13 protein-coding genes and 1 pseudogene are annotated in these 21175 nt (G+C 48.6%); 13 read left to right on the top strand and 1 reads right to left on the bottom strand.

The window, feature by feature from the left end:
• Window positions 1-4 precede the first annotated feature (4 nt).
• A complete protein-coding gene (locus PM3016_RS10600; RefSeq protein WP_041619085.1) occupies window positions 5-1003 on the top strand; it encodes a heparinase II/III domain-containing protein in 999 nt (332 codons plus the stop codon).
• Between the two features lie 6 nt (window positions 1004-1009).
• Here PM3016_RS10600 and PM3016_RS10605 read toward each other — a convergent pair whose 3' ends face one another.
• Window positions 1010-1840 (bottom strand): helix-turn-helix transcriptional regulator, encoded by an 831-nt coding sequence (locus PM3016_RS10605; protein WP_238540492.1) that lies wholly within the window; start codon window positions 1838-1840, stop codon window positions 1010-1012.
• 258 nt (window positions 1841-2098) lie between these two features.
• Here PM3016_RS10605 and PM3016_RS10610 point away from each other — a divergent pair, with 258 nt between their 5' ends.
• The 12 genes and pseudogenes from PM3016_RS10610 (at window position 2099) to PM3016_RS10665 (ending at window position 21150) form a co-directional block, all read left to right on the top strand.
• A complete protein-coding gene (locus PM3016_RS10610; protein ID WP_014369432.1) occupies window positions 2099-2974 on the top strand; it encodes a LysR family transcriptional regulator in 876 nt (291 codons plus the stop codon).
• Window positions 2975-2981: 7 nt separating this feature from the next.
• On the top strand, window positions 2982-3884 hold the full coding sequence (locus tag PM3016_RS10615) for a LysR family transcriptional regulator (protein ID WP_014369433.1): 903 nt from the start codon (window positions 2982-2984) through the stop codon (window positions 3882-3884).
• 185 nt (window positions 3885-4069) lie between these two features.
• Window positions 4070-5728, top strand: coding sequence for an extracellular solute-binding protein (locus tag PM3016_RS10620; RefSeq protein WP_014369434.1), 1659 nt, complete (start codon window positions 4070-4072; stop codon window positions 5726-5728).
• Window positions 5729-5763: 35 nt separating this feature from the next.
• Window positions 5764-7665, top strand: a complete 1902-nt coding sequence (locus PM3016_RS10625) for a sensor histidine kinase (protein ID WP_014369435.1) — start codon at window positions 5764-5766, stop codon at window positions 7663-7665.
• Entirely contained in the window at window positions 7658-9205 is a 1548-nt protein-coding gene (locus PM3016_RS10630) for a response regulator (protein WP_014369436.1), read from the top strand. Before PM3016_RS10625 ends, PM3016_RS10630 begins: the two co-directional genes overlap by 8 nt.
• A 492-nt stretch (window positions 9206-9697) precedes the next feature.
• Entirely contained in the window at window positions 9698-10594 is an 897-nt protein-coding gene (locus tag PM3016_RS37255; RefSeq protein WP_014369437.1) for a LysR family transcriptional regulator, read from the top strand.
• Between the two features lie 148 nt (window positions 10595-10742).
• Window positions 10743-12243: pseudogene (locus PM3016_RS10640) on the top strand (FAD-dependent oxidoreductase).
• A 101-nt stretch (window positions 12244-12344) separates the two neighbouring features.
• On the top strand, window positions 12345-13022 hold the full coding sequence (locus PM3016_RS10645; protein WP_013915558.1) for a VOC family protein: 678 nt from the start codon (window positions 12345-12347) through the stop codon (window positions 13020-13022).
• Between the two features lie 644 nt (window positions 13023-13666).
• Complete coding sequence (locus tag PM3016_RS10650) at window positions 13667-15700, top strand: PKD domain-containing protein (protein ID WP_014369439.1); 2034 nt, start codon at window positions 13667-13669, stop codon at window positions 15698-15700.
• Window positions 15701-15874: 174 nt separating this feature from the next.
• Window positions 15875-17596 carry a sensor histidine kinase gene (locus PM3016_RS10655; protein WP_014369440.1) on the top strand — a complete coding sequence of 574 codons (1722 nt, stop codon included), beginning with the start codon at window positions 15875-15877 and terminating at the stop codon, window positions 17594-17596.
• Window positions 17597-17601: 5 nt separating this feature from the next.
• The gene (locus PM3016_RS10660) at window positions 17602-19212 is read left to right on the top strand and encodes a response regulator transcription factor (RefSeq protein WP_014369441.1); all 1611 of its coding nucleotides are present in this window, start codon (window positions 17602-17604) and stop codon (window positions 19210-19212) included.
• Between the two features lie 198 nt (window positions 19213-19410).
• Window positions 19411-21150 (top strand): extracellular solute-binding protein, encoded by a 1740-nt coding sequence (locus PM3016_RS10665; protein ID WP_014369442.1) that lies wholly within the window; start codon window positions 19411-19413, stop codon window positions 21148-21150.
• Window positions 21151-21175: the final 25 nt, after the last annotated feature.

Below are 21175 nucleotides of genomic sequence, written 5' to 3' on the forward strand. Positions count from 1 at the left end.
TCTCATGCCGGGTGCAGCCGCACCACTCGATCCCCGCTCTGACGAAGAACCGCTGCTCGCTGCGTTCGAAACCGGGACCGTCGTCATGCGAGACAACTGGGAGAAGCCGAAGACGGTCCTGGGCATGCAGGCCGGTTTTATACCACTGCGGGTGAACTCACACAATCATGAGGACCAGAACAGCTTCATTCTCGTCCATCAAGGTGAGCGCTTCTTTGCCGATCCGGGCCATTGCTGTTATCGTCTCGCTTCCCAACAGGCCTCCATCATCACTCAAGCGCATAACACATGGTCGTTTGCCCCAGATGGAGCACCCGAACATAGAATTGTACAGGAGAGGGTAACGGGAAATGTGTATCGACCGGCACCTTCTAAGTGTGATCGACTCTTAGTGAAACAGTTGGACGAAGTGGCTGTTATCCGCGCCGATGCGGCGAAGCTCTATGGCGATCCAATCCGCCGGGCTGAACGTACCTGGGTGACGCTGCTGCCGCACATCGTGCTGATCATCGATCGGATCGAGGCAGAGCAGCCTATACAGGTCTACACGCACTTTGTAATGAATAACCGGGATGGAGCTCTAGAAGAGGATACAAGACTGCCGGCGTGTCTCGAATTCCGGCGCGGGCAGACAGGCGTGAAGCTGATCCATCATGCTGCAGAAGCAACCGCTCCCATTCAGCTTAAGCCATCCTGGGGCTTCGTACACGATGTATACCATCCGCTTCCGAATCAAAAGGGTCAAGGAGCGGAGGGGAGCGCCAATATTTATACCTATGTGACAACGGCATGTAAAAAAGAACATGTGAATGTGTACGCCATTTTGATGGATGATGCTTCGTTGTTAGGGGAGTGGGGGATAGAGGAGATGGGGGAAGGGGGACTGGCGATTCACCCGGTCGGGCTCGAGCTTAAGCTGTCTCCAGATGAAACGCTGGCTTTGACACGTAACAGCACCGGACAATGCTATCACATTACGAAACATGGGCTGCATAGAAGCTAATTAGATCTAGCGTCGCTTAAGCAGCTCAGAGGGATTTATGCCGGTAAGCTTTTTGAATACAGCACTGAAGTAATACACGTTGTCAAAACCGACCAGCTGCGCAGCTTCGGTCACGTTGCAATCTCCTGAAAGAAGGAAATCTCGTGCTTTGTTGATTTTCATACGCGTCTGGAACTGACCTACAGTAAAACCCGTCAGTTTCTTGAATACCAGACGGTAATAGGACGGACTCAAGCCCGCATGAGCCGCCAGTTCATGAATCGAAAAAGTGCGGTTATAGTGCTCCGTCATCATCGCAATCGTATGGTCGATGGTACGGGCTTGGGGTGTCGTCTGGAGCTGCTGCTCTCTCATCAGCAAATAAAGCATCTTCATCAATAAGCCACGGCAGAGCAGCAGATGCCCTGGCTTTTTGGCTGTCCAGGCATCCAGCATCTCTCTAAACAGAAGCGTCAATTCTATCAGAAAGGAGGTACGGGATATTGCAGGCAGGGCATGGTCCAGAATGCTTGTTTCAACGCTGAGATCAATCGCATCAAAGATGACGACGAACACCTTCCATGGATTGACAGGGTCCGAGGTGGCGGAGTGCAGCAGTTGTTTTCTTAGAAACAATACATCTCCCTTACGGATCTCTTGAGGCTGCTCGAAGCCATCTAGCTCATAAACGGCTCTTCCTTCGGCCGCCAGGGCGAGTACATAGTGGTTAGAATACGACAGCTGCTGCAGCTTCCACTGAGGTGTCGTCTCGCGCTCAATCAGGTTGTCTATCCTCCCGTAATGATATACCAGAAAGAAGATTTTTGAAAAAGGAAACTGCAGCACGGTATTCTCCATAAAATCGAAGCGCCACTCATGTACTGATGATAGGTGCACCTCCATTTTTTCAACTTCGCGGCACACATCATGTTCCCAACCGCACCAACCCTAAAATCCAGCAACCTTCACCTGAAATCCAGCGGATATATTCCATCACAGGTTCCCTCTTATAATATATACAATAGCAAAAACCAGGAGGAATCGCGGAATTCAAGATTCGTATTGAAACTTGCCTCAAAATGCAAGCACAGTTCCGATGACTAAGGGGGATACACCGTGGAATTGCGCCAGCTCGAATATTTTATTCAAATTTGCAAATCAGGCAGCTTCACCAAAGCGAAAGAAGAATTAGGTGTGACTCAGCCTACCCTAAGTCAGCAAATCCGGGTTTTGGAGGATGAGTATAATATTCAATTGTTCGATCGGGTAAGCAGGGGAGTTGAGGTAACCGAAGCGGGAAAGATTCTCTTGAATAAAGGCAAAGCTATCATGAATCTTCTTGAAGAGGCGCGCAATGAAATCGATGGGCGAAACAGAAAATCTCAAGAAACCATTTCTATTGGATGCTGTCCTGCTGAACTTGAATATCTTGCTCCTTACTTTATGAGATTTCACCAAAAGTACCCGAATGTTTTATTAAAAGTTATCGATACAGAAGATGCCGCGAATAAAGTGTTGGAACAGATGGTGGACATTGGAATCACTGCATATCCGGTTTCAGATGCTTCGGTCATTTCAACTCATTTGTATCGGCAAGAAATGGCGTTGTTGGTTCATTCAGAACATCCCTTGGCTAATAAATCTTCGATTCCTTTTCAATCTTTGAAGCAAATGAATTCGATTATGTTCCGAGAACAAAACAAATCACTAATTGATATGTATGGTTTCTCTTGTGGGTTGACCTTGAAGTCGATCATAGAAACGTCCTCCTCTTCCGTATTGATTCATTGGGTTCGTCATGGACTCGGAGCAGCACTTATACCAACATCTTTACTCGAAAGTCTAAGGGACGATTCATTGCGTATTGTTAAACTGGAGGGCCATACTCCTTGTTGGGATATATCTCTTGTACATCTTAATTCTGTTACGATGAGATCCACTGCCAGAGTATTTATGCAAGAGATGGATTCCTATGTACGGAAGTTGAGGTGAATCTTTCATGTTCAGGCAGTTAGAATGTTTCATTCAAATTTGCAAAGAGGGAAGCTTTACTAAGGCAGCAGAAATTCTAATGATTTCTCAACCCACTTTAAGTCAACAGATCCGCTTTCTGGAGACGGAGGTTGGTGCCTCACTATTTGAGAGAGTCGGCAGAGGGGTAAAGGTTACAACCGACGGGGAAATACTTTACGAAAAAGCACTTTCCGTGATGAGGCTCATTGAAGAATCAAAGAAAGAAACTTACGAGTTACGCAATGCCCGGGCAGCTAAACTTTCGATAGGGATTCCTCCGATGGACTTTTTTTGGTTAATACCCCATTTTTTGAAATTTCATGAACAGTATCCTGACATTACGTTAAAATTCACCAGTACAGAAAATACATCACGACAATTACTGAATAGCAGTATCGATATCGGCATTACCGACATGTATGATCCGAACAAAGAAGTTCATATGATGCACCTGTACAAAGAAGAGCTGGCATTGGTTGTTTATGCGGATCACCCATGGGCAGATCGAACCGTTGTTTCTTTTCATGAGCTGGAAGAGTTAGAAACTTCCTTATTTGTTGGGGACATCAGTTTAAACGAGCATCTTCATACATTGGGCACGCCCATCGCCAAATCTTTGCAATCGCAGTTTGAGTCCACTTCCACGGCCATTCTTATCTCTATGGTACTGCAAAAGATGGGAGCAGCTATTTTACCTGCTTCCTCAATTGATATTTTATGTGGCCAGCAATTGAAAATCATTCGTCTTGTAGATCCAACGCCTGTTCGTGAGATCAAGCTTATGTTTAGAAGGCATCATTATCATAATCCTTCCGTTCAGAAATGTATCGATTTTTTACTGGAACATATTCCTTTAAGAACGCCCGATTCTTTAAAATGTAGTTCTTAAATTCAGTCTATATAGCCCTTTTATTTGCTTGTAATAACCTTTATACTAGCACTAAAATTGATGCTCCTGAAAGCGAGCCTATTTTTTTATGGGGAAAATCAGGGGATTCATTCTATCAGTGCGCGGACGAAGGGGAGCTATGAGTGGGTAAAAGGGGTAAATCAGCAAGGTTGTTACTAGTTCTGATGATGTGTACGGCGGTAACGGCTTGCTCTGGGAATGCAGACCCATCGGGCAGCGGCACTGCTGAGAATCATAAGAACTCCAAAGCCAATCTGAAGGAGGCAGCTCCTTCTCAAACGAAGCTTTCTCCGGATGAGCCTGCCTGGAAGCTGGACACGACACCGATTACGTTTGACTGGTATATCAATTTCGACTGGTACACCAGCAAGTGGGGGGGGAACGTCGTTTCCGAGTATATTACGAAGAAGACCGGCGTCAGCCTGAACTTTATCGTGCCTGCCGGCGACGCCAGCGAGAAGCTTAACACGATGATGGCGGCAAGGTCACTCCCTGACTTCATCACGCTGGGCTCGTATGAGGATTCCGTGCAGAAGATGATCAATGGAGATATGGTGCTTCCATTAAATGAGCTGGCGGACCAGTACGATCCTTATTTCTTTAAAGCCGCAGACCCCGTGAAGCTTAGCTGGTATACGCAGGCAAACGGCAATGTGTATGGCTACCCGAATGCATCTTCATCCCCTGCGGACTATCGGAAATATGGTCAGCTTTTTACGTCTAATCAAACCTTTGTTGTTCGGAAAGACATGTATGAAGCACTTGGAAAACCGGATATGAGCACGCCGGAAGGGTTTCTCAGCGCGCTGAAAGCAGCGAAGGAGAAGTTTCCGGACGTGGACGGCCAGCCGCTCATTCCGATCGGCATGCATGAATTTACGGAAACCGGCAACTATTCGCTAGAGGCCTTTCTTCAGAACTTCCTGGCCATTCCGCAGCAGAAAGACGGCAAACTGTACGACCGTCGAAGCGACCCAACCTACCTGAAATGGCTGAAGGTGTTCCGCCAAGCGAATGAGGACGGGCTGATCCCGACAGATGTCTATATTGATGAAAAACGGCTGGAAAAAGATGAAAAAATATCGCAAGGGCGTTATTTTGCCATGCTGTATCAGTGGTCTGATTTTTTAGAGATTAACCAAGCGTTATACCGCAAGGATCCGGATAAGGTGTATATCGCGATTGATGGTCCGGCAAATGATGCACATGATCCGCCAACCCTTGCAGGAAATGGCATCTCCGGTTGGACGGTGACGCTCATCTCGAAGAACGTCAAGGATAAGAAGCGGGCCATTGCCTTCCTCAGCTATTTGCTCAGCGAAGAGGGGAACAAAGATTTGTTCTTAGGAGAGAAGGGTGTTACCTACGATACGATCGACGGTAAAGATCAGTTCCTGCCGGAGGTCCTGCATCTGCTCAACACCGACCGCCTGGCATTCAATAGGAAATATGGCGCTTCGTATATGTACTGGATGCTAATGGATAAGAACATGAATCTGGCATGGATGACGGGGATGGATGCTGAACCCGCCAAACAAATTGCCGATTGGACGAGGGGCAAGACGATCAGCATGAGCGAGTTCGAAAATCTGGGTCCGGACCCGTCGACGAAGGAAGGTATTGCGCAAGGCGAAAACACGCGGCTCTGGGCCGAGACGCTGCCCAAGCTGCTGATGGCGGGGTCGGATGCTGAATTTGATCGGCTGTTCGCCGGATTCATGAAAACTATTACCGAGGATCCCGAGTATGAAGCAATCAAAGCCAGTCGTCAAACAGCCTATGAACGAAATGTACAGAAGTTGAAATCGTCGCTCAATCCATAGTTCTATAGGGGAAAGAGCAGGATGTGAGGCAGGGGATGGGACGCGCGGTAAACCGTTGGTTATTGGGGATACGTGCATTTACGTTTAAACTTTCGCTTCAAGCCAAACTGATTCTGTCATTTGTGGTCGTTATCTTCATACCGGTTGTTCTATTCTCTTGGTATACGCTCAATGAAGATTCCGCCAAGGCCATGAAAGAATTGATGAAGAACAACGAGAATGTGCTTGAGGTTGAGAAGAAAAACATTGAGAATAACATAGAACTGATGAGATGGACGGCACAGCTCGCGTTATCCAATCGGGAAATGAACAAATATTTGCAAGTTGCACAAACTCAGGATGCAGCGGATGTTCTTCATATTAAGAAAGCTGTGGTCAACAACTTTCAATATTTTCTGTACAACAATCCACGAATTGCGAATGTCCGGTTGTTCACGGATAATCTCTATGTGAATGAAATATGGCCCGTCATTCTGCAGGAATCACGTATTCAAGACAAGCCTTGGCATGATGAAGTGGTGAAGCAGAACGGTATGCCCTGGTGGACTATCCAGGGGAACGTTGTCCTCACCGGTTTGCCATCCGAACCCTTGCCGAATGAGCCCTTCATGACGTACTTGCAGGAATTCAAATATCCGGACAACGCAACACATAACGGGATCCTGGAGATATCGATGAGATTATCGAACTTCTTCTCTCGGACGTTCAGCAGTGTGCAGGACATGAACTCTCAACTGATCGTAGTCGACAGGAGCGGACAGGTATTCAGCTTGAAGGCTTCACCTGTGTTCGAACAGCACAGCGCGGAGGAATTGATGAACAGCGTGAAGCTGACGAGTAACACAGATAGCGAGACGGTACAGTTTAAGGTTCATGGGCAGTCCTTCTTGGCATTTCAGAGCTACATCCCATCGGTCGACGTCCATCTGGTCAATATGGTTAGTCTTGCGGATACGATGAAAGGCATTACCCATTCGAGAGTTCGTTATATTGTTCTCTTTTCGTTACTGGCGGCATTTCTCGTGCTGCTGTCTTACTCGATGCAAGCGGTGATACTTCGCAGGCTAAAGGCGTTGAGAGAATCGATGCAGCAGGTAAGAAGCGGCAACTTCAACGTCGAGCTGCCGACCATTACCGGTACCGATGAGGTAGGTGAGCTGGGCTATCATTACCGCAAGCTCATTCTGAAGATTAACGAGCTTATTCAAGAGCAGGCAGCCAGGCAGGCGGCAGGCAAAGAAGCCGAGCTTCGGGCGCTGAAGAACCAGATCGATTCCCACTTTCTCTATAATACGCTGGAGAACGTCAAGATGCTGGCGGAGATTGAAGGGCAGTATCTCATATCGGATATCATGACGTCCCTAGGCGGTATGATGCGGTATTCCATGGAATGGAATCAGGATCACGTGATGCTCAGCGATGAGATTCAGCAGGTCCAGGATTATGTATCCATCATGAATATCCGTTATGATGGAAGACTTGATCTCCGATTGTCGATTGCACCGGAATGTCTCAAGCAGGAATCACTCAAAATGTCACTGCAGCCCACAGTCGAGAACGCGATCAAGCATGGGATGCGCCGCATGCATTCCAGCGATGGAAATCTGGTCATTACAATCTCTGCCGTCCGGCGTGATCAAGCTTGTGTCATTGAGATTACGGACAGCGGCTGCGGCATACCGGAAGAGACACTAAGCTTGTTGAATCGAATGCTGCGAATGGAAGAGTCCGCTTACCAGAATGCCCGGCAATTATTCTTTCGCAAGGATAACCAGGACAGCAATGGAATTGGTCTGCGTAATGTGGATCAACGATTAGTGATGAGCTATGGGGTGGAATATGGGATTGGGATCGAGAGTCAGGAAGGAAGCTATACACGCGTAATCATGACTTTGCCCTATCGGGTCATGGGAGGGGGAGCGGACATCTATGATTAGCTTGCTGATCGTCGACGACGAGAAGATCATTCGGAGGGGCTTGCAATCGGTCATTGAAAGGCAGTTTCCTAATCTGTTCAGCTACCGGTTTGCCGAGAATGGACAAGAGGCGCTGGAACTGCTTCGCCAGGAACCTGCGGATATGATGTTCACCGATATCCGAATGCCAATTATGGATGGGATCGAACTGCTCGAGCAGCTGCAAGACCATCCCGTTAAGCCCGAGGCTGTACTGCTGTCGGGCTATAATGACTTTGTATATGCACAGAAAGCGATCCGCTGTGCTGTGAAGGATTATCTCATCAAGCCTGTGAAGCGGGAGGAATTGTTTGCCGTCCTGGAACGATTAATACTTGACATCAGGATGAGAGAAGAGCGGGCAGACACAGCGGGCGAAGAGGCCCGTCTTGTTGCTGCCGAGCTGGTTACGCTGCATTTGACCCAGAAGGATGTGGGTGATGCGATAACACCGAACAAAGCCGGATTAAGCTGGTTGGATGCAGGATATACACTGGGCTTGCTAACGCGGCGCGGCGAGGGGGCGCAGGCTAGCAGAGCGGATGCTGCCGCTTTCAGGAATCAAATCACTGAGCTGTTACAAGGGCATATGGACTGGATGCTCACGCGTGATGGAACAGGCGGAACGATCCTGATTGCACGCGATCCGGTTATGTTCTACCAGTTGGCGGAACGGTGGAGGTTAAGTGGAACTGAGTCGCAGCTGCGAATTGCAATTAGCGATTCTGTTCAAGGGATCGAACAGATCAGGTGGGCATACAGTCAAGCGAAGCAAACCTTGAAATACGGTATTTTGCTTCCGGAACTCGATGTGCTGGAACACAACGGCATTAGTGAACGCAATGAGCGGCATGTCGTTCCTGTTGAGTTAATTCGGCGAATAATGAATTTCATCGGATTGGGACGCGGGGATGAAATCAAACAGCTTCTCGATCAAATCCTCGATATTCGCATGATTAGCAGCTGTGAGATCGGCTATCTGGAACGAATTAGCCAGCTGCTAAACGAGGAGGTGTTCGACAAGCTGTTCGGCATCTATGGGTATAAGGTACTTGGTTTATTAAGGTCGCACGCCCATGTGGGGCACATCGGGAACTACGATCGATTTGAAGATTATTACACAGCCGTCGAGCAGCTTCTGGGTAGTCTGGATCGGTTCATCCAAGATCGGAGAGAGAAAGCGCCGACGGAACAACACACGATGCAAAAGGTTGTCGCCTACTTGCAGACGCATTATGCCGACGATTTGAACATGGCGGTCGTATCCAATCATTTCTCCCTCAATTACTCGTATTTCAGCCATGCCTTCCAAGAATATAGCGGCGAGAGCTTCTCGAACTATGTTCGCCGGTTAAGACTGGGCAAGGCGAAGGAGCTGTTGGAGTACTCCGATTTGAAGGTGTACGAAATCAGTGAGCAAGTTGGATTCGAAAATGTGAAGCATTTTACGAGAATATTCAAAGATACCGAAGGCATCACCGCGCTGGAATTCCGTAATCAGCGGAGGCAGAAGTATGAGTGAAAATGCACTGAACCTCCTGTGATTTATGGGTCACCGTTCACATCTTCAGTCTAATGAAATGTAACTGTGCAAACAATCTTCAGTTTTCTATACATACCATAGGAAAAAACTATATAGAAAGCTCAATAAAGCAGCCGACGTTGCAGCGGCAAGCCGTATCGCTTCCTGAGTATCTCGGAGCTGCGTAAACCTCCTAGTCCTAATCCGCCTTCATTTAGGTGGATTTTTTATTTTCACGGGGCGGGCGACTTCCATAAGTGCCGAGCGGATATATATTGCTTCGTTTTGTTTTGGCAAAGATGGCGGATTCTCGAATTGGATCGGCGGCGTAACGCAAGGCCTATTCGAGCTCATCTTTTTCCGCCGCGGGAAGACCATGAGCTTTTTTGGATTTTCTTCCCCTCGATTATGGCTCCCCTCATGTCACGGCTGCTCATCCTCATAATTGCCTTTATAATAAGATTGATGAAAAAGAATGTGAGGTGCATAACATTGGAACTTCTTCAGCTCGAGTACTTTCGTACCGTAGCTCGTTTGGAACATATGACCGAAGCTGCGGGGGTATTGCATGTCACGCAATCATCGTTGAGTAAGACGATTCGATTGCTGGAAGAGGACTTGGGTGTCTCGTTATTTGACAGAAGTGGAAGAAAGTTGCGGTTAAATGAGTTCGGTCGTTCTTTTCTTGCGCGTGTAGAGAGGGCTTTGTTTGAATTGGAGGAAGGGAAACGTGAAATCGTTGATCTGACCAAGGCTGATTATAGTACATTGTCGCTGGCTGTCAACACAGCCTACATGCTGCCGGATATCCTTCATCGATTTCGGGAAATTCGACCACATGTCCAGTTTCATGTACAACAGCTGGGGACCCATGAAATGGAAATTCGGGTCAAGAAGGGGGAGATCGATTTTTGTTGTTCTTCCCCACCCGTTCAAGGAAGTGAACTGGTTTGTGATATCGTTTTTCAAGAGCGGATTTATTTGATTGTCCCGACAACCCATCGATTTGCAAACAGAGACCGAGTTCCTTTATCCGAACTTAAGGAAGAACGGTTTGTCAGTTTAAATAAAGGTTATGGAATTCGTGACTTGATGGACTTTCATTGTGAGAAGGCTGGCTTCATACCCCAAAACGCGTATGAAGGCGATGAACCAGCTACATTAGGTCTTCTTGTTCAAGCAGGACTAGGCATTTCCTTTGTACCAGAATCTGCATTACACTTCTGGCCTGTGGAGAATATTGTATTCTTACGAATAGAGGAACCCGTGTGCGAACGACAAATTGGACTATCGAGGCATCACAGCCGCTATTTATCAAATGCTGCGAAGGAATTTCGCCAAGTTATCATTGAGCATTTCCGGAGGATGGCTCGGAACGATGCTCGTTAACCTCTTGGCCTTTTTTTCATTCATTCTAATCCATGGTTTCATGAGTTTAAATGCGTTTGAATAAATGTGAGTGATTGCATATGATGGGTTTGAAATCAGTTATTTTTCCAATTTCTATATTGAGAAAGGAGATGTTTAAAGAACAGCCATGATGTACATGAACAAAGCTGTAGTTATTGGGGCGGGAATCGCTGGACTGATCACGGCAAGAATGCTATCCGAGTATTATAAGGAGGTATATATTGTTGAACGCGATGAATTACCGACAGCACCAGCCATTAGGCAAGGCACTCCACAGTCTTTCCATCCTCATCGTGTACTGCCACGCGGTCACATGATTCTGGAGCGCTGCTTCCCTGGTTATACTCATGAGCTGATAGAGCACGGTGCTCATACCTCAGACGCCGAAGAGATGGTACTTGTTAATCAGTTCGGTATACTTGTGTTCCGTCCCCCAATCGTGAGTGCTTCGAGCAGCAGGGCACTGCTGGAATGGGTGCTTCGTCGCCGTTTACAAAACATCCATAACGTTCACTTCCTAACCAACACAGAAGTTATAGGTTTAATGTCTTCTGAAGACCATAAGACGATTACTGGCATCTATACAAAAAAGCGCAGCAAGAATAAACAAGAAGGTATGCTTACGGCGGACATGGTTATCGATACTGCTGGACGCTCTTCAAAGGTCATCAAAAGTTTGAATTCGCTGGGCTATACTGTACCGGATCCGGAGGTGCTCAAGGTATCTCTTGGCTATAGTACCCAGTATTATAAAATTCCTCGGCAAATGGAACAGCAATGGAGATCAGTTGTGTCAGAGGCACAACCTGCTAAAGGAAAAATGACTGGTATGCTATTGCGCATTGAAGATAATATAGCCGGAACATTACTGTTTAGCGCAGGGGGTGAGAATTATCCTTCCGCTAAACCGGATGAATTTCAGGAGGAACTCAAAAAATCTAAATGCGTCTGAAATTGCTAAGGTTGTTAGTAATTTAGAACCTTTGCAGGGCCCCCGCGGATATCGCACACCTGAATCTATTCGGCAGCATTTCGAGAAGATGGAGAATTGGCCGTCGGGATTGCTTGTTTTGGGAGATGCGTTCTGCAACTTTGACCCCATTTATGGACAAGGGATGACGGTGGCTGCAATTGAAGCAGAAATAGTCGCAAATTGTCTGGAAGAGCAGAGGCGCAATCCACAGCCATATTTTGAGCGACACGTGCTGCATCGGATGCAGGAAGCCATCGAACCGGCTTGGTGGCTAAGCTCCATTACTGATTTGCGTTGGAAGGGTGTCGAGCATGTTGGTGCAACGCCCTTAAAGGGGGTTACATTTGCCCAGAAATACATCGACTTGTTTACAAAAAAGGCGATGGACTTAGCAGCTAGTGGTAACAAGAATTTTTTCCTAACCCAGTTCTTGATGACTTCCCTAGTACTGCCTCCCAGTAAATTTTTTAATGCTGAAATACTGACCATGATATTGAATGATAATGGTTCGCCAGAAGAACAACAAGTAAGATCGGAGCTTGGTGTTCAGGACCCTACATTATTTCAACAACGAATTGATGAATTAATTCCGTCGTTTCATGCTGCATTCGATGAGCGTTTGAAGGACGTTCTTATGCCTTTCGAACAGCAGTAATCCAGGTCCTGGTGCAAAAATCTCATTCTGGATAGAAGTTATCCAAGGTAGTGTAGCTTCTGCTGATGAGAACTAATAAACAAGCAAAGGGAGTAGGTTCTATGACAAATCAGAATGCGGGAAGTCCAACAAATAAGGAAGACCGGCTCGATACGCCAGGTATTCCACCTATGCAACTGCATCACATTGGGTTTAAAACTGCCCAATTTCTGGAGATGCGGGAGTTCTATCGCGCCTTCCTCGGTGTCCACCCGACTCTCGAAGTCGAGAGCATGGTGGGGTTTTACACCTTCGATCTGGCTCACCATCGTCTGGTCCTCTTTCACGATCCCACGTGCACCAACCAGGTACCCACCGGCCCGGGCATGCATCATGTAGCATTTAACTACACCCTGGACGATCTCATGCGGGCGTACCAGCGTTTGAAGCACAAGGGTCTGCTGCCGGATATGGTGATGAATCATGGTCCGAATACGTCGTTCTATTACAGAGATCCTGACAACAACGCCCTTGAACTCCAAGTAGACAACTATGGACCCGACTTACGCAAGGGTCTGGAAGCCATGCGCGCACTCCAGACACATTCCAATCCTCTCGAAGCCCTCGGAGTCTTGGTAAACCCGGAAACCTTCTTGAAAGCATGGCAGGAGGGAGCAACACTCACGGAGCTACACGAACGTTCCTACGCTGGTGAGTTTGTCGAAGGGGCACCTTCACTCCCAATAGGAAGGGCCGCCGAGGAGCCGACCGGGGACACTTCTGCATCGAAAGGAGAGTAAGTCACAGAGTACCTATTTTATCGGGAACATTAGCCATAAAATCGCACAGATTGAGAACCATACGATGCTCTAACGATCTCAACCCATATATTGTGGTGTTGATAAGATTAAAGCACATTGGCATGTCGATGGCACATTCGGCGGCGACATTCATCTTAATGCATACACGGCTGAGTGCGGAAGGATTCCGAATGGCTTGACTTGCGGTGTATACGAGGGATGGATTTATAAAAGAGAGTCGTTTTTTATGGCGTGATGTCATGGTCTGTCTCTTTCCAGGGGACAGACCATGATACAAAGTGGTTGTGGGAGAAATACAAGGAGATCTGTTCTTAGTAGAACCACTCATCGAGTGACGAAGTCTGTCCTTTTTCGGACAGGGTATCGCCTTATTGACGTTTATTAGTCGCTGGATGAGTGTTTTTCCGAACATTTGGAGGGATCTATTATGAAATCCAGAACTGCTCAAGAATCCTATTTTTTCAGGGTTAATAATAAAATCATCCCAATGACGCCATGGAAAAAGACGAACTCACAAACGAAAGTCCAGAATCCAAACAAAGTCTAATATTCCTTTCATTCCTCCCCCTATATACTAAATTCAGAAAGCGTATTCAACATTCAACAGGGCGGGGGATAGTCGTATGATTTCTTCGAAGAACGTAAGTCGCAAAGCTTCAACTAGTGCTATGGTAGTGATCATGCTCAGCACATTATTGATGACAAACACTGGAGCCTCTGCTGCAGTAGGCAGCACAGCATCAACAAATGTAAACGCATCCGCAATGGTTACGCCGGACAGCGCAGATCCGTTATACAATCGGCCTGTCATTGACAGCGAGACCGATCTGGCTGCACCGGTTCCGCATCGTAAGGTGTCGGGCCACTTTGAAGGGACGGACAAAAAGTTCACCTTCTACTTCCCGGAGAAGAGCAAGTTTACCGGACGATTCTTCCAAAACGTGTACCCGCTTCAGGATGAGAATGTAGCCGATGTGAATATCAGCTTCGGTGCGGACAGCGGAGCTTACACTGTGCAGACGAATGGAGGGGGCGGTTACCGGGTCGATGCCGCCGCGGCCAAGTTCTCCAGAACGGCAGCAGCGAAGTATTACGGCTGGTCCGGACGGATCTACGGATATATTTACGGTGGCAGCGGAGGCTCATATCAGACCATTGGTGCCTTAGAAGGCAGTAAGGGGGTATGGGATGGTGCCGTGCCTTACATAACAGGCGTTCCAACCTCGATTCCCAATAATTTCTTCATACGGGCATTCGCGCGTTTCGCATTAGAGAAGAAGGCGCAGCAAATCGCAGAGGCGGTGAGCCCTGGAGGCAGCGGAAATCCGTACGCTGGGCTTAATGATATGGAAAAGACGGTTCTGCAGGAGGTCACGAAACTGGGTGTACCCCTGCGGGCCTGGGAAGACTACAATTACTTGCTCGGGCTGCATGATACTGAAGGATTGCTCGGTTTTTTGAATGTCCTTCGCGGCATAGACCCAACTTATGTGGAGGACTTCTGGAATAAACCGGGGTATCTGGGTACGGAGCCATCAGCATTAGGCGAGCTGTTCCGTTCATCGAAGGTCGACTCCACCTCTATCGTCACGCAAGTCACGCGAGATGCACAGAACAACACGACGAGTCTGACCCTTGATCAGGTACCTGCCGTTTCGACGCCAATGTATTGGCTAGACTATACACTCCTTGCAGCTGACGGCACGACGACGGCTCAGAAGCTGTCAGGTTCATTCGATGCGGCGACGAAGGTATTCACCATCGGGAAAGGAAACCCCGAGAATGTATTATCCGCCATCGAAACAGGCGCAAAGCTGAAAATAGACAATCGATGGTACCTTGCTGCGCTCTCCTATCATCGTCACCAGGTGCCGAAAGCGCAAAGCTACACGGCCTGGGACCAGTTCAGAGCACCTGACGGTACGCCGTTTTACCCGCAGCGTACCATGGAGATTGGACCGCTTATCACCCAGGGCGTGTCCGGCGGAGCTGCTTACCATGGCCATATCCACGCCAAAGTAATTATGGTTGTCAACCTGTTCGATGTGGATGCTTATCCTTGGAATGCCGACTGGTATAGTGCCAGGGTAAAAGAGGCGCTCGGTGATCGTTATGCTGACAACTTCCGGGTGTGGTATAACGACAATGCGGATCACATCAGCCCTGCCCGTACTCCACGACTTGTGCAATATGATGGGATTCTTCAGCAAGCGCTTCGGGATGTAAGTGCTTGGGTAGAGAAAGGCGTGGCTCCTCCACGTTCGACCAGCTATGAAGTCGTCGACGGACAGGTTGAGGTGCCGGACAAGGCATCGGTGCGCCATGGTATTCAACCGGTTGTGGATTTGTCTGTGGGCGGTGCTGCGAAGATTGATGTTAAGGCTGGTCAGACCGTGACCTTCACCGCGCGGATTCAGGTACCGCATGGAAGCGGGAAGATTGTGGCCACCGAATGGGATTTCGACGGGACAGGCGATTTCAAGGCATGGAAGTTCGGGGCTCCGCGGCAGACGGTTAATATCTCGATGACATTCAAATACACCAAACCGGGAACTTACGATCCGGCGATTCGAGTGACTGCCCAGCGTGAAGGAGACACGAAGACGCCTTTCGCGCTAATTCAAAATCTTGGCCGGGTTCGAGTCGTCGTCCATTAAACGGTATACAAGCATAGTTCAACTGTCGGCTGCAAAACGGGTATCGAACGGGATGGAACAGAAAATACGCAAGGGAAAGCCTATTTACGGCTTTCCCTTTTCATCATCATTTCGATATGATAATGGAAGTCGCTCCCGATGCGACCACAACATGAATTCAGGGAAGGGTTAAAGATGCGTTTGATCAAAAAAATAGGATCAATCCCCATTTTACCTAAGATTGCGCTGACCTTTCTGATGGTGCTGACGCCGCTTTTCTATTTAGGGCTGAAAATGAACGAAGCCGGGGCGGATATCGTCCGCCAAGAGATTGCGGGGTCGCTCTCTTCGCGCGTAGAGTTGTATATGGACATTCTGGACGGAGACTTTGACCGGTCGATGCGGCTTTTGCGGGAGTATGTCAATGACGAGGACCTACTGAAGCTCAGCACGACGTCGGAGGTGATGCCGGTGATCGAACGGAACCGATCGGTGCTTCGGCTAAAGCAGCAGATGGACCTGCTCAGTCGATCGAGTGCTTTTATCGAGAATGCGATGGTCTTCATTCCCAGGATGAACAGGATTGTGGCATCCAACTCGAATTCGATTGTCGATTTCAATGAAGAGATGTTCCGGACGCTGTCCGAGCCGACGAATCCGCTTGATTCTCCTTTTGTGGTCTGGGATAACCGTGTCTTTATCACGATGCCGTATGGGTACATCGACAATGGGCCGCTCTTTCTGATTGCCGTCGAGATCTCCAGCGCGGAAATATCCGCAAAGCTCAAGCAGTTTGCCCTGGAAGACAGCATCGCCGTTCTGTCAAGCGACAGAATGGTATGGTCGTCATTAGGCGAAAGCGCCCCGGCATTGGACAATGAAACGAGGAATGTGCTGTACATGGCGGAGGAAGGCAGCCGAAGAGTCTCGATCGACAACCGGGATTATCTGCTGGCTATCAAAAAGTCGGAAATTCACAATACCAAGCTGTTGATGATGGTACCTTCCGAAAAGGTCGAGAGACCGCTCGACCGGTATCGAAACTGGGTATTTGTCCTATATGGCGTCTCCGTATTGGTTATCATCGCTTTCTCGTTCAGCATGTACCGCATTATTCACCGGCCGCTCATGCAGCTTGTCCGTTCGTTCCGCAAAATCGAGCAAGGCCGATTCGACGTGTCCGTCGATTATCCGTTTCAAGATGAATTCGGCTATCTATACCGGCAGTTGAATGCGATGATTCTGGAGCTTAAGCGGTTGATCCAAGAAGTGTACGAGCAGCAGTATCGGATTCGTCTAGCCGAGCTAAAGCATCTTCAGTCTCAAATCAATCCTCATTTTTTATACAACACCTTTTTTATTTTGTACCGCATGGCCAAGCAGGATGGTAACGAGAGGATTATGGGACTGACGAAGCACCTCGGCGAATATTTCCAGTTCATCACCAGAGATGATGTCGAGGAAGTGACGCTGGCAAGCGAAGCGGCTCACTCGAAGTCCTATACGGAAATTCAGTCGATTCGATTTTCTAATCGGATCACGGTTCGTTTCGCGGAAGTGCCGAAGGGTGCAGAGCAGCTTCTTGTACCGCGGCTCATCCTTCAGCCGATTATCGAGAACGCTTTTATTCATTCGTTGGAGAAAAGAGCAAAGGGCGGGGTGCTCGAAGTCGATTTCCACATGAGGGAATCTGAATTGCATATCCGCGTGGAAGACAGTGGAGGGATCGACGAAGCAATCATCGCCCGTCTGCAAGCGCTGCTGAACGGCCGGCAGGACGTTACGGTCACAACGGGTATGATCAATGTGCATAGACGATTGCAGATCAAATTCGGCAGCACGGCTGGTTTGCATTTAAGCAAAGGTGAGCTCGGTGGACTTCAAATTATAATTGTGATTCCCTTACAAGGAGGCTGAGCCCCATGTATAGATTATTGATCGTTGATGACGAGCCGTTTACCGTCGACGGGCTCTACGAGATGCTGCTGGATGAACTGGACATGGACATGGATATTTACCGGGCGTATTCCGCAGCGGAAGCAATGGGTTGGCTTACCCGCACGAAAATGGATATCGTCTTGAGCGACATTCGAATGCCGGAGATGGACGGACTGCAGCTGCAGCAATGGATACAGTCCCGCTGGCCGCGCTGCAAAGTGATCTTCTTGACGGGGGTTAACGATATCCAATCTGCCCAGCAAGCGCAGCGCAGCGGCGGCGTTGACTATATTCTGAAAACCGAAGGCGATGAAGCGATCGTCCAAAGCATTCGGCGTGCAACGAGCGCGATCCAGGAAGATCTCCATAACGAGGACCTCCTGATCCGGGCGAAAGGCCAGTTGAAGGAGCTGCTGCCGATGCTGCGCCGTGAATGGTTTACGGCTATCATGGAGCAAGGCGGTCTAGCAACTGCCAATCTCTCCGAGCGCTTAAGGGAGCTCGATACGATACTTCGTGCCGAGGAGGCCGTCATGCTCGTCTGCGGCCGCGTTGACTATTGGGACGAACGCTACAGCATGTCCGATCAATCGCTGCTCTTATACGCGGTCCAAAATATTGCCGAGGAGTATCTGGATCGCGTCGTCATGCTCCCCGTCATGCTCAGCGGCTCCTATTTTGTGTGGCTACTTCAGCCGAAGCTTGACGGAGAAACACAGTGGGACGAATTGCCGGCTTATATTCAGGGCACGCTGGAAAGTATCCAGCAGACGTGCAGAGCCTTGCTGCATATACCGGTATCGTTTATCAGCTACGGAAGCCAAGCGGCCTGGGAGGATATCGCGAGAATCTTCCATCTCTTGAAGCAAAGCCTGATCCTGGGTCTGGGCAATGGGCAAGAAATGATTCTCCTCTACCGCGGGGAGGAACATGCGACTCCAGCTTCGGAGGCGCCTGCACTGGTCATACCCAGAATCGAGAGTGCCGTCGAGATGGGGCAAAAGCCGTTGTTCGTGGAGCTGCTGAACGAGCTGTTCCGAGGCTTGCCGAATAGATTCGCAGTCTATGCGCAGACGTATTACGCCGTTGCCGTCATTTTGCTCAAGCAATGGAATCATATGAACCGCAACGATTACGGTGATGACGCGGATGCCGAGACTACAATCCGCAGGCTGCTTGACGTAAACGCGCATAAGACGAAGGAACAAGCGGTACAGTTCCTGAGTGAGATGGGCTGCCATCTTATTCGGCACGGGAAACAAGAGCAGGATGAGCGGACAGAACGTATGATCAACAAGCTGAACCGCTACATCGTGGAACATCTGGACAAAGATCTTTCGCTGGCCTTCCTGGCGGACGTCGTCTACCTGAATCCGTCGTATCTGTCCAATCTGTACAAGACCTATACCGGACGCAACATTTCCGACTACATTACGGAGCTGAGGGTGGAGCGTGCGAAAGCATTGCTTGCGGAATCCCAGGCGAAGGTGCAGGAGGTAGCGGTAGCGGTTGGCTTCGATACGGCGGGGTATTTTACCCGGTTTTTTAAGAAGCATGTCGGCGTTACGCCGCAGGAATTCCGAAGCAGAATTTAGTCTGCATCAATATTCAAAACCTTAAGGGGAAGCCTATATTGGGCTTTCCCTTTTGTTATCCGTACTACATGATCCGGGCGAGCGAAAATTCGTAAACGAAAGTACAGAATACAAACAGAGTGCAATATACGGGGAGGAGGCCATTTTACTATACTTAATTCAAGAGATCTCTTAAAAACAAAACCGGGGGGGACAAGCATGAAGAAACGTGGAGGGTTGTTGGCTGCATCCAGTCTGTTGATCCTTAGCTTAGCAGTAAGCGCATGCAGTTCTGACAATGAATCTGTGGATAACGCAAGCAAAGAGGGGAATGTCAATACCGAGGCAGCTCCTGCAGCGGAATCTGCGAATCCGGAAGATCTGTATCTTGGGAAGTACGCGGAGCCTGTTGAAGTATCGACGGTACGTATTCTCAGTCCCTCGGTGAAATTCGTCAATGGAGAAACGATTGACAATAACGTTTGGTATCAGGAATATGCGAATAAGCTTGGCATTAAGCTAAAAAACAAATGGTCCATAGTCGGAGATGAGCCTGGCGGTCAAGGTGAGCAGAAGATGAATGTCTCTATAGCATCTGGAGATCTTCCCGATATCGTTCCGCTCAATTCCTCGCAGCTGCGGCAATTAGCGGATGCGGGTAAACTGGCAGACCTCACAAAAATCTACGAGAAGTACGCCAGTCCAATAACGAAAGGAGTCCTGACATCTTCAGGACCCGAAGCGCTTGGATCGGCCACCATGGATGGCAAACTGCTTGCAATTCCGGCTCCTACGTCCAAGATCGACCAAGCGCAGATGATTTGGATCCGCGCTGACTGGATGGAGAAGCTGGGTCTTCAAGCACCGAAGACCATGGACGATGTCTTTAAGATCATGGACGCATTTGTGAACCAGGATCCGGACGGCAACGGGAAGAAGGATACGTACGGCATGGCCATGGATAAGGATCTGTACGGATTCTTCGATGGACTGGAAGGGTTCTTCAATAGTTATCACGCGTACCCGCGCCAACAAGGAAAAGCGAATTGGGTGAAATCCTACGATGGCAGCATTGTCTTCGGCAGCATTCAACCGGAAGTGAGGACGGCGCTTGGCAAGCTGCAGGAGTTGTATAAAAAAGGGTATATCGACCCAGAATTCGGCGTAAAAGATTGGAACAAGGAGAAAGAGTTAGTCGTCGGCGGCAAGATTGGCTTGTGGTTTGGCAGTATGTCGGCTCCGCTCGTCCTGCAAGATCTCAAGAGCAACGATCCGAATGCGGATCTAAGGCCGTTCCCTCTCGTGTCCATCGACGGACAGCCGGTTAAAGCGCAAGTGCCGGGGATCAATCTCAAAACGCCGCAATATCTTGCGGTAACCAAAGATGCTAAGCATCCGGAAGCGCTGATCAAGATGATTAACCTGTTTCATGAAGTCTCTTACGGTACATCTTATACCCAGGAAGAAGTCAATCGGTTAAGCACCAGTCCTGAAGACGGGATTGAGCGTTGGATGTACTCCATCTATACGGCCGAGCCGGAGAAAAACCTGAATACACATCGGATCGTGAAAGAGGTCATCCAAGGCAAGAAGAACGAATCGGCAATCACGATCGAGCAGATGGGCGCTTATCGCAGCGTCAAGAAGTTAGTGAACGGTGAGAAGCTGGAGACGATCGATTGGGCGTTAAACCGCGTATTCAGTCCGGAGAACTCTTCCTTCAGCTTAATTGACAATTATGAAAAGAACGGCCAGCTTCTTCCAAGCGCATTTAATCAGGTCATGACAGAGACGATGGTAAAGCGGGACTCGACGCTGCTTAAGCTGGAACTCCAGACATTTACCAATATCATTCTCGGTGAATCGCTCGACAGCTTCGATAAGTTCGTAGAGAACTGGAAGAAGCTCGGAGGAGATGCAATGACGAAGGAAGTCAATACATTGATGAACTCCAAATAGTGGAAGATAAGTCTGGATTCTGTCC

The organism is Paenibacillus mucilaginosus 3016, assembly GCF_000250655.1.
Lineage (GTDB): Bacteria > Bacillota > Bacilli > Paenibacillales > NBRC-103111 > Paenibacillus_G > Paenibacillus_G mucilaginosus.

Excerpts from the sequence above, each read along its gene's own strand:
- PM3016_RS10600 (WP_041619085.1), top strand. The coding sequence starts at position 5 with ATGCCGGGTGCAGCCGCACCACTCGATCCCCGCTCTGACGAAGAACCG.
- PM3016_RS10605 (WP_238540492.1), bottom strand. The coding sequence starts at position 1,840 with ATGGAGAATACCGTGCTGCAGTTTCCTTTTTCAAAAATCTTCTTTCTG.
- PM3016_RS10615 (WP_014369433.1), top strand. The coding sequence starts at position 2,982 with ATGTTCAGGCAGTTAGAATGTTTCATTCAAATTTGCAAAGAGGGAAGC.
- PM3016_RS10620 (WP_014369434.1), top strand. The coding sequence starts at position 4,070 with ATGATGTGTACGGCGGTAACGGCTTGCTCTGGGAATGCAGACCCATCG.
- PM3016_RS10625 (WP_014369435.1), top strand. The coding sequence starts at position 5,764 with ATGGGACGCGCGGTAAACCGTTGGTTATTGGGGATACGTGCATTTACG.
- PM3016_RS10630 (WP_014369436.1), top strand. The coding sequence starts at position 7,658 with ATGATTAGCTTGCTGATCGTCGACGACGAGAAGATCATTCGGAGGGGC.
- PM3016_RS10645 (WP_013915558.1), top strand. The coding sequence starts at position 12,345 with ATGACAAATCAGAATGCGGGAAGTCCAACAAATAAGGAAGACCGGCTC.
- PM3016_RS10650 (WP_014369439.1), top strand. The coding sequence starts at position 13,667 with ATGATTTCTTCGAAGAACGTAAGTCGCAAAGCTTCAACTAGTGCTATG.
- PM3016_RS10655 (WP_014369440.1), top strand. The coding sequence starts at position 15,875 with ATGCGTTTGATCAAAAAAATAGGATCAATCCCCATTTTACCTAAGATT.
- PM3016_RS10660 (WP_014369441.1), top strand. The coding sequence starts at position 17,602 with ATGTATAGATTATTGATCGTTGATGACGAGCCGTTTACCGTCGACGGG.
- PM3016_RS10665 (WP_014369442.1), top strand. The coding sequence starts at position 19,411 with ATGAAGAAACGTGGAGGGTTGTTGGCTGCATCCAGTCTGTTGATCCTT.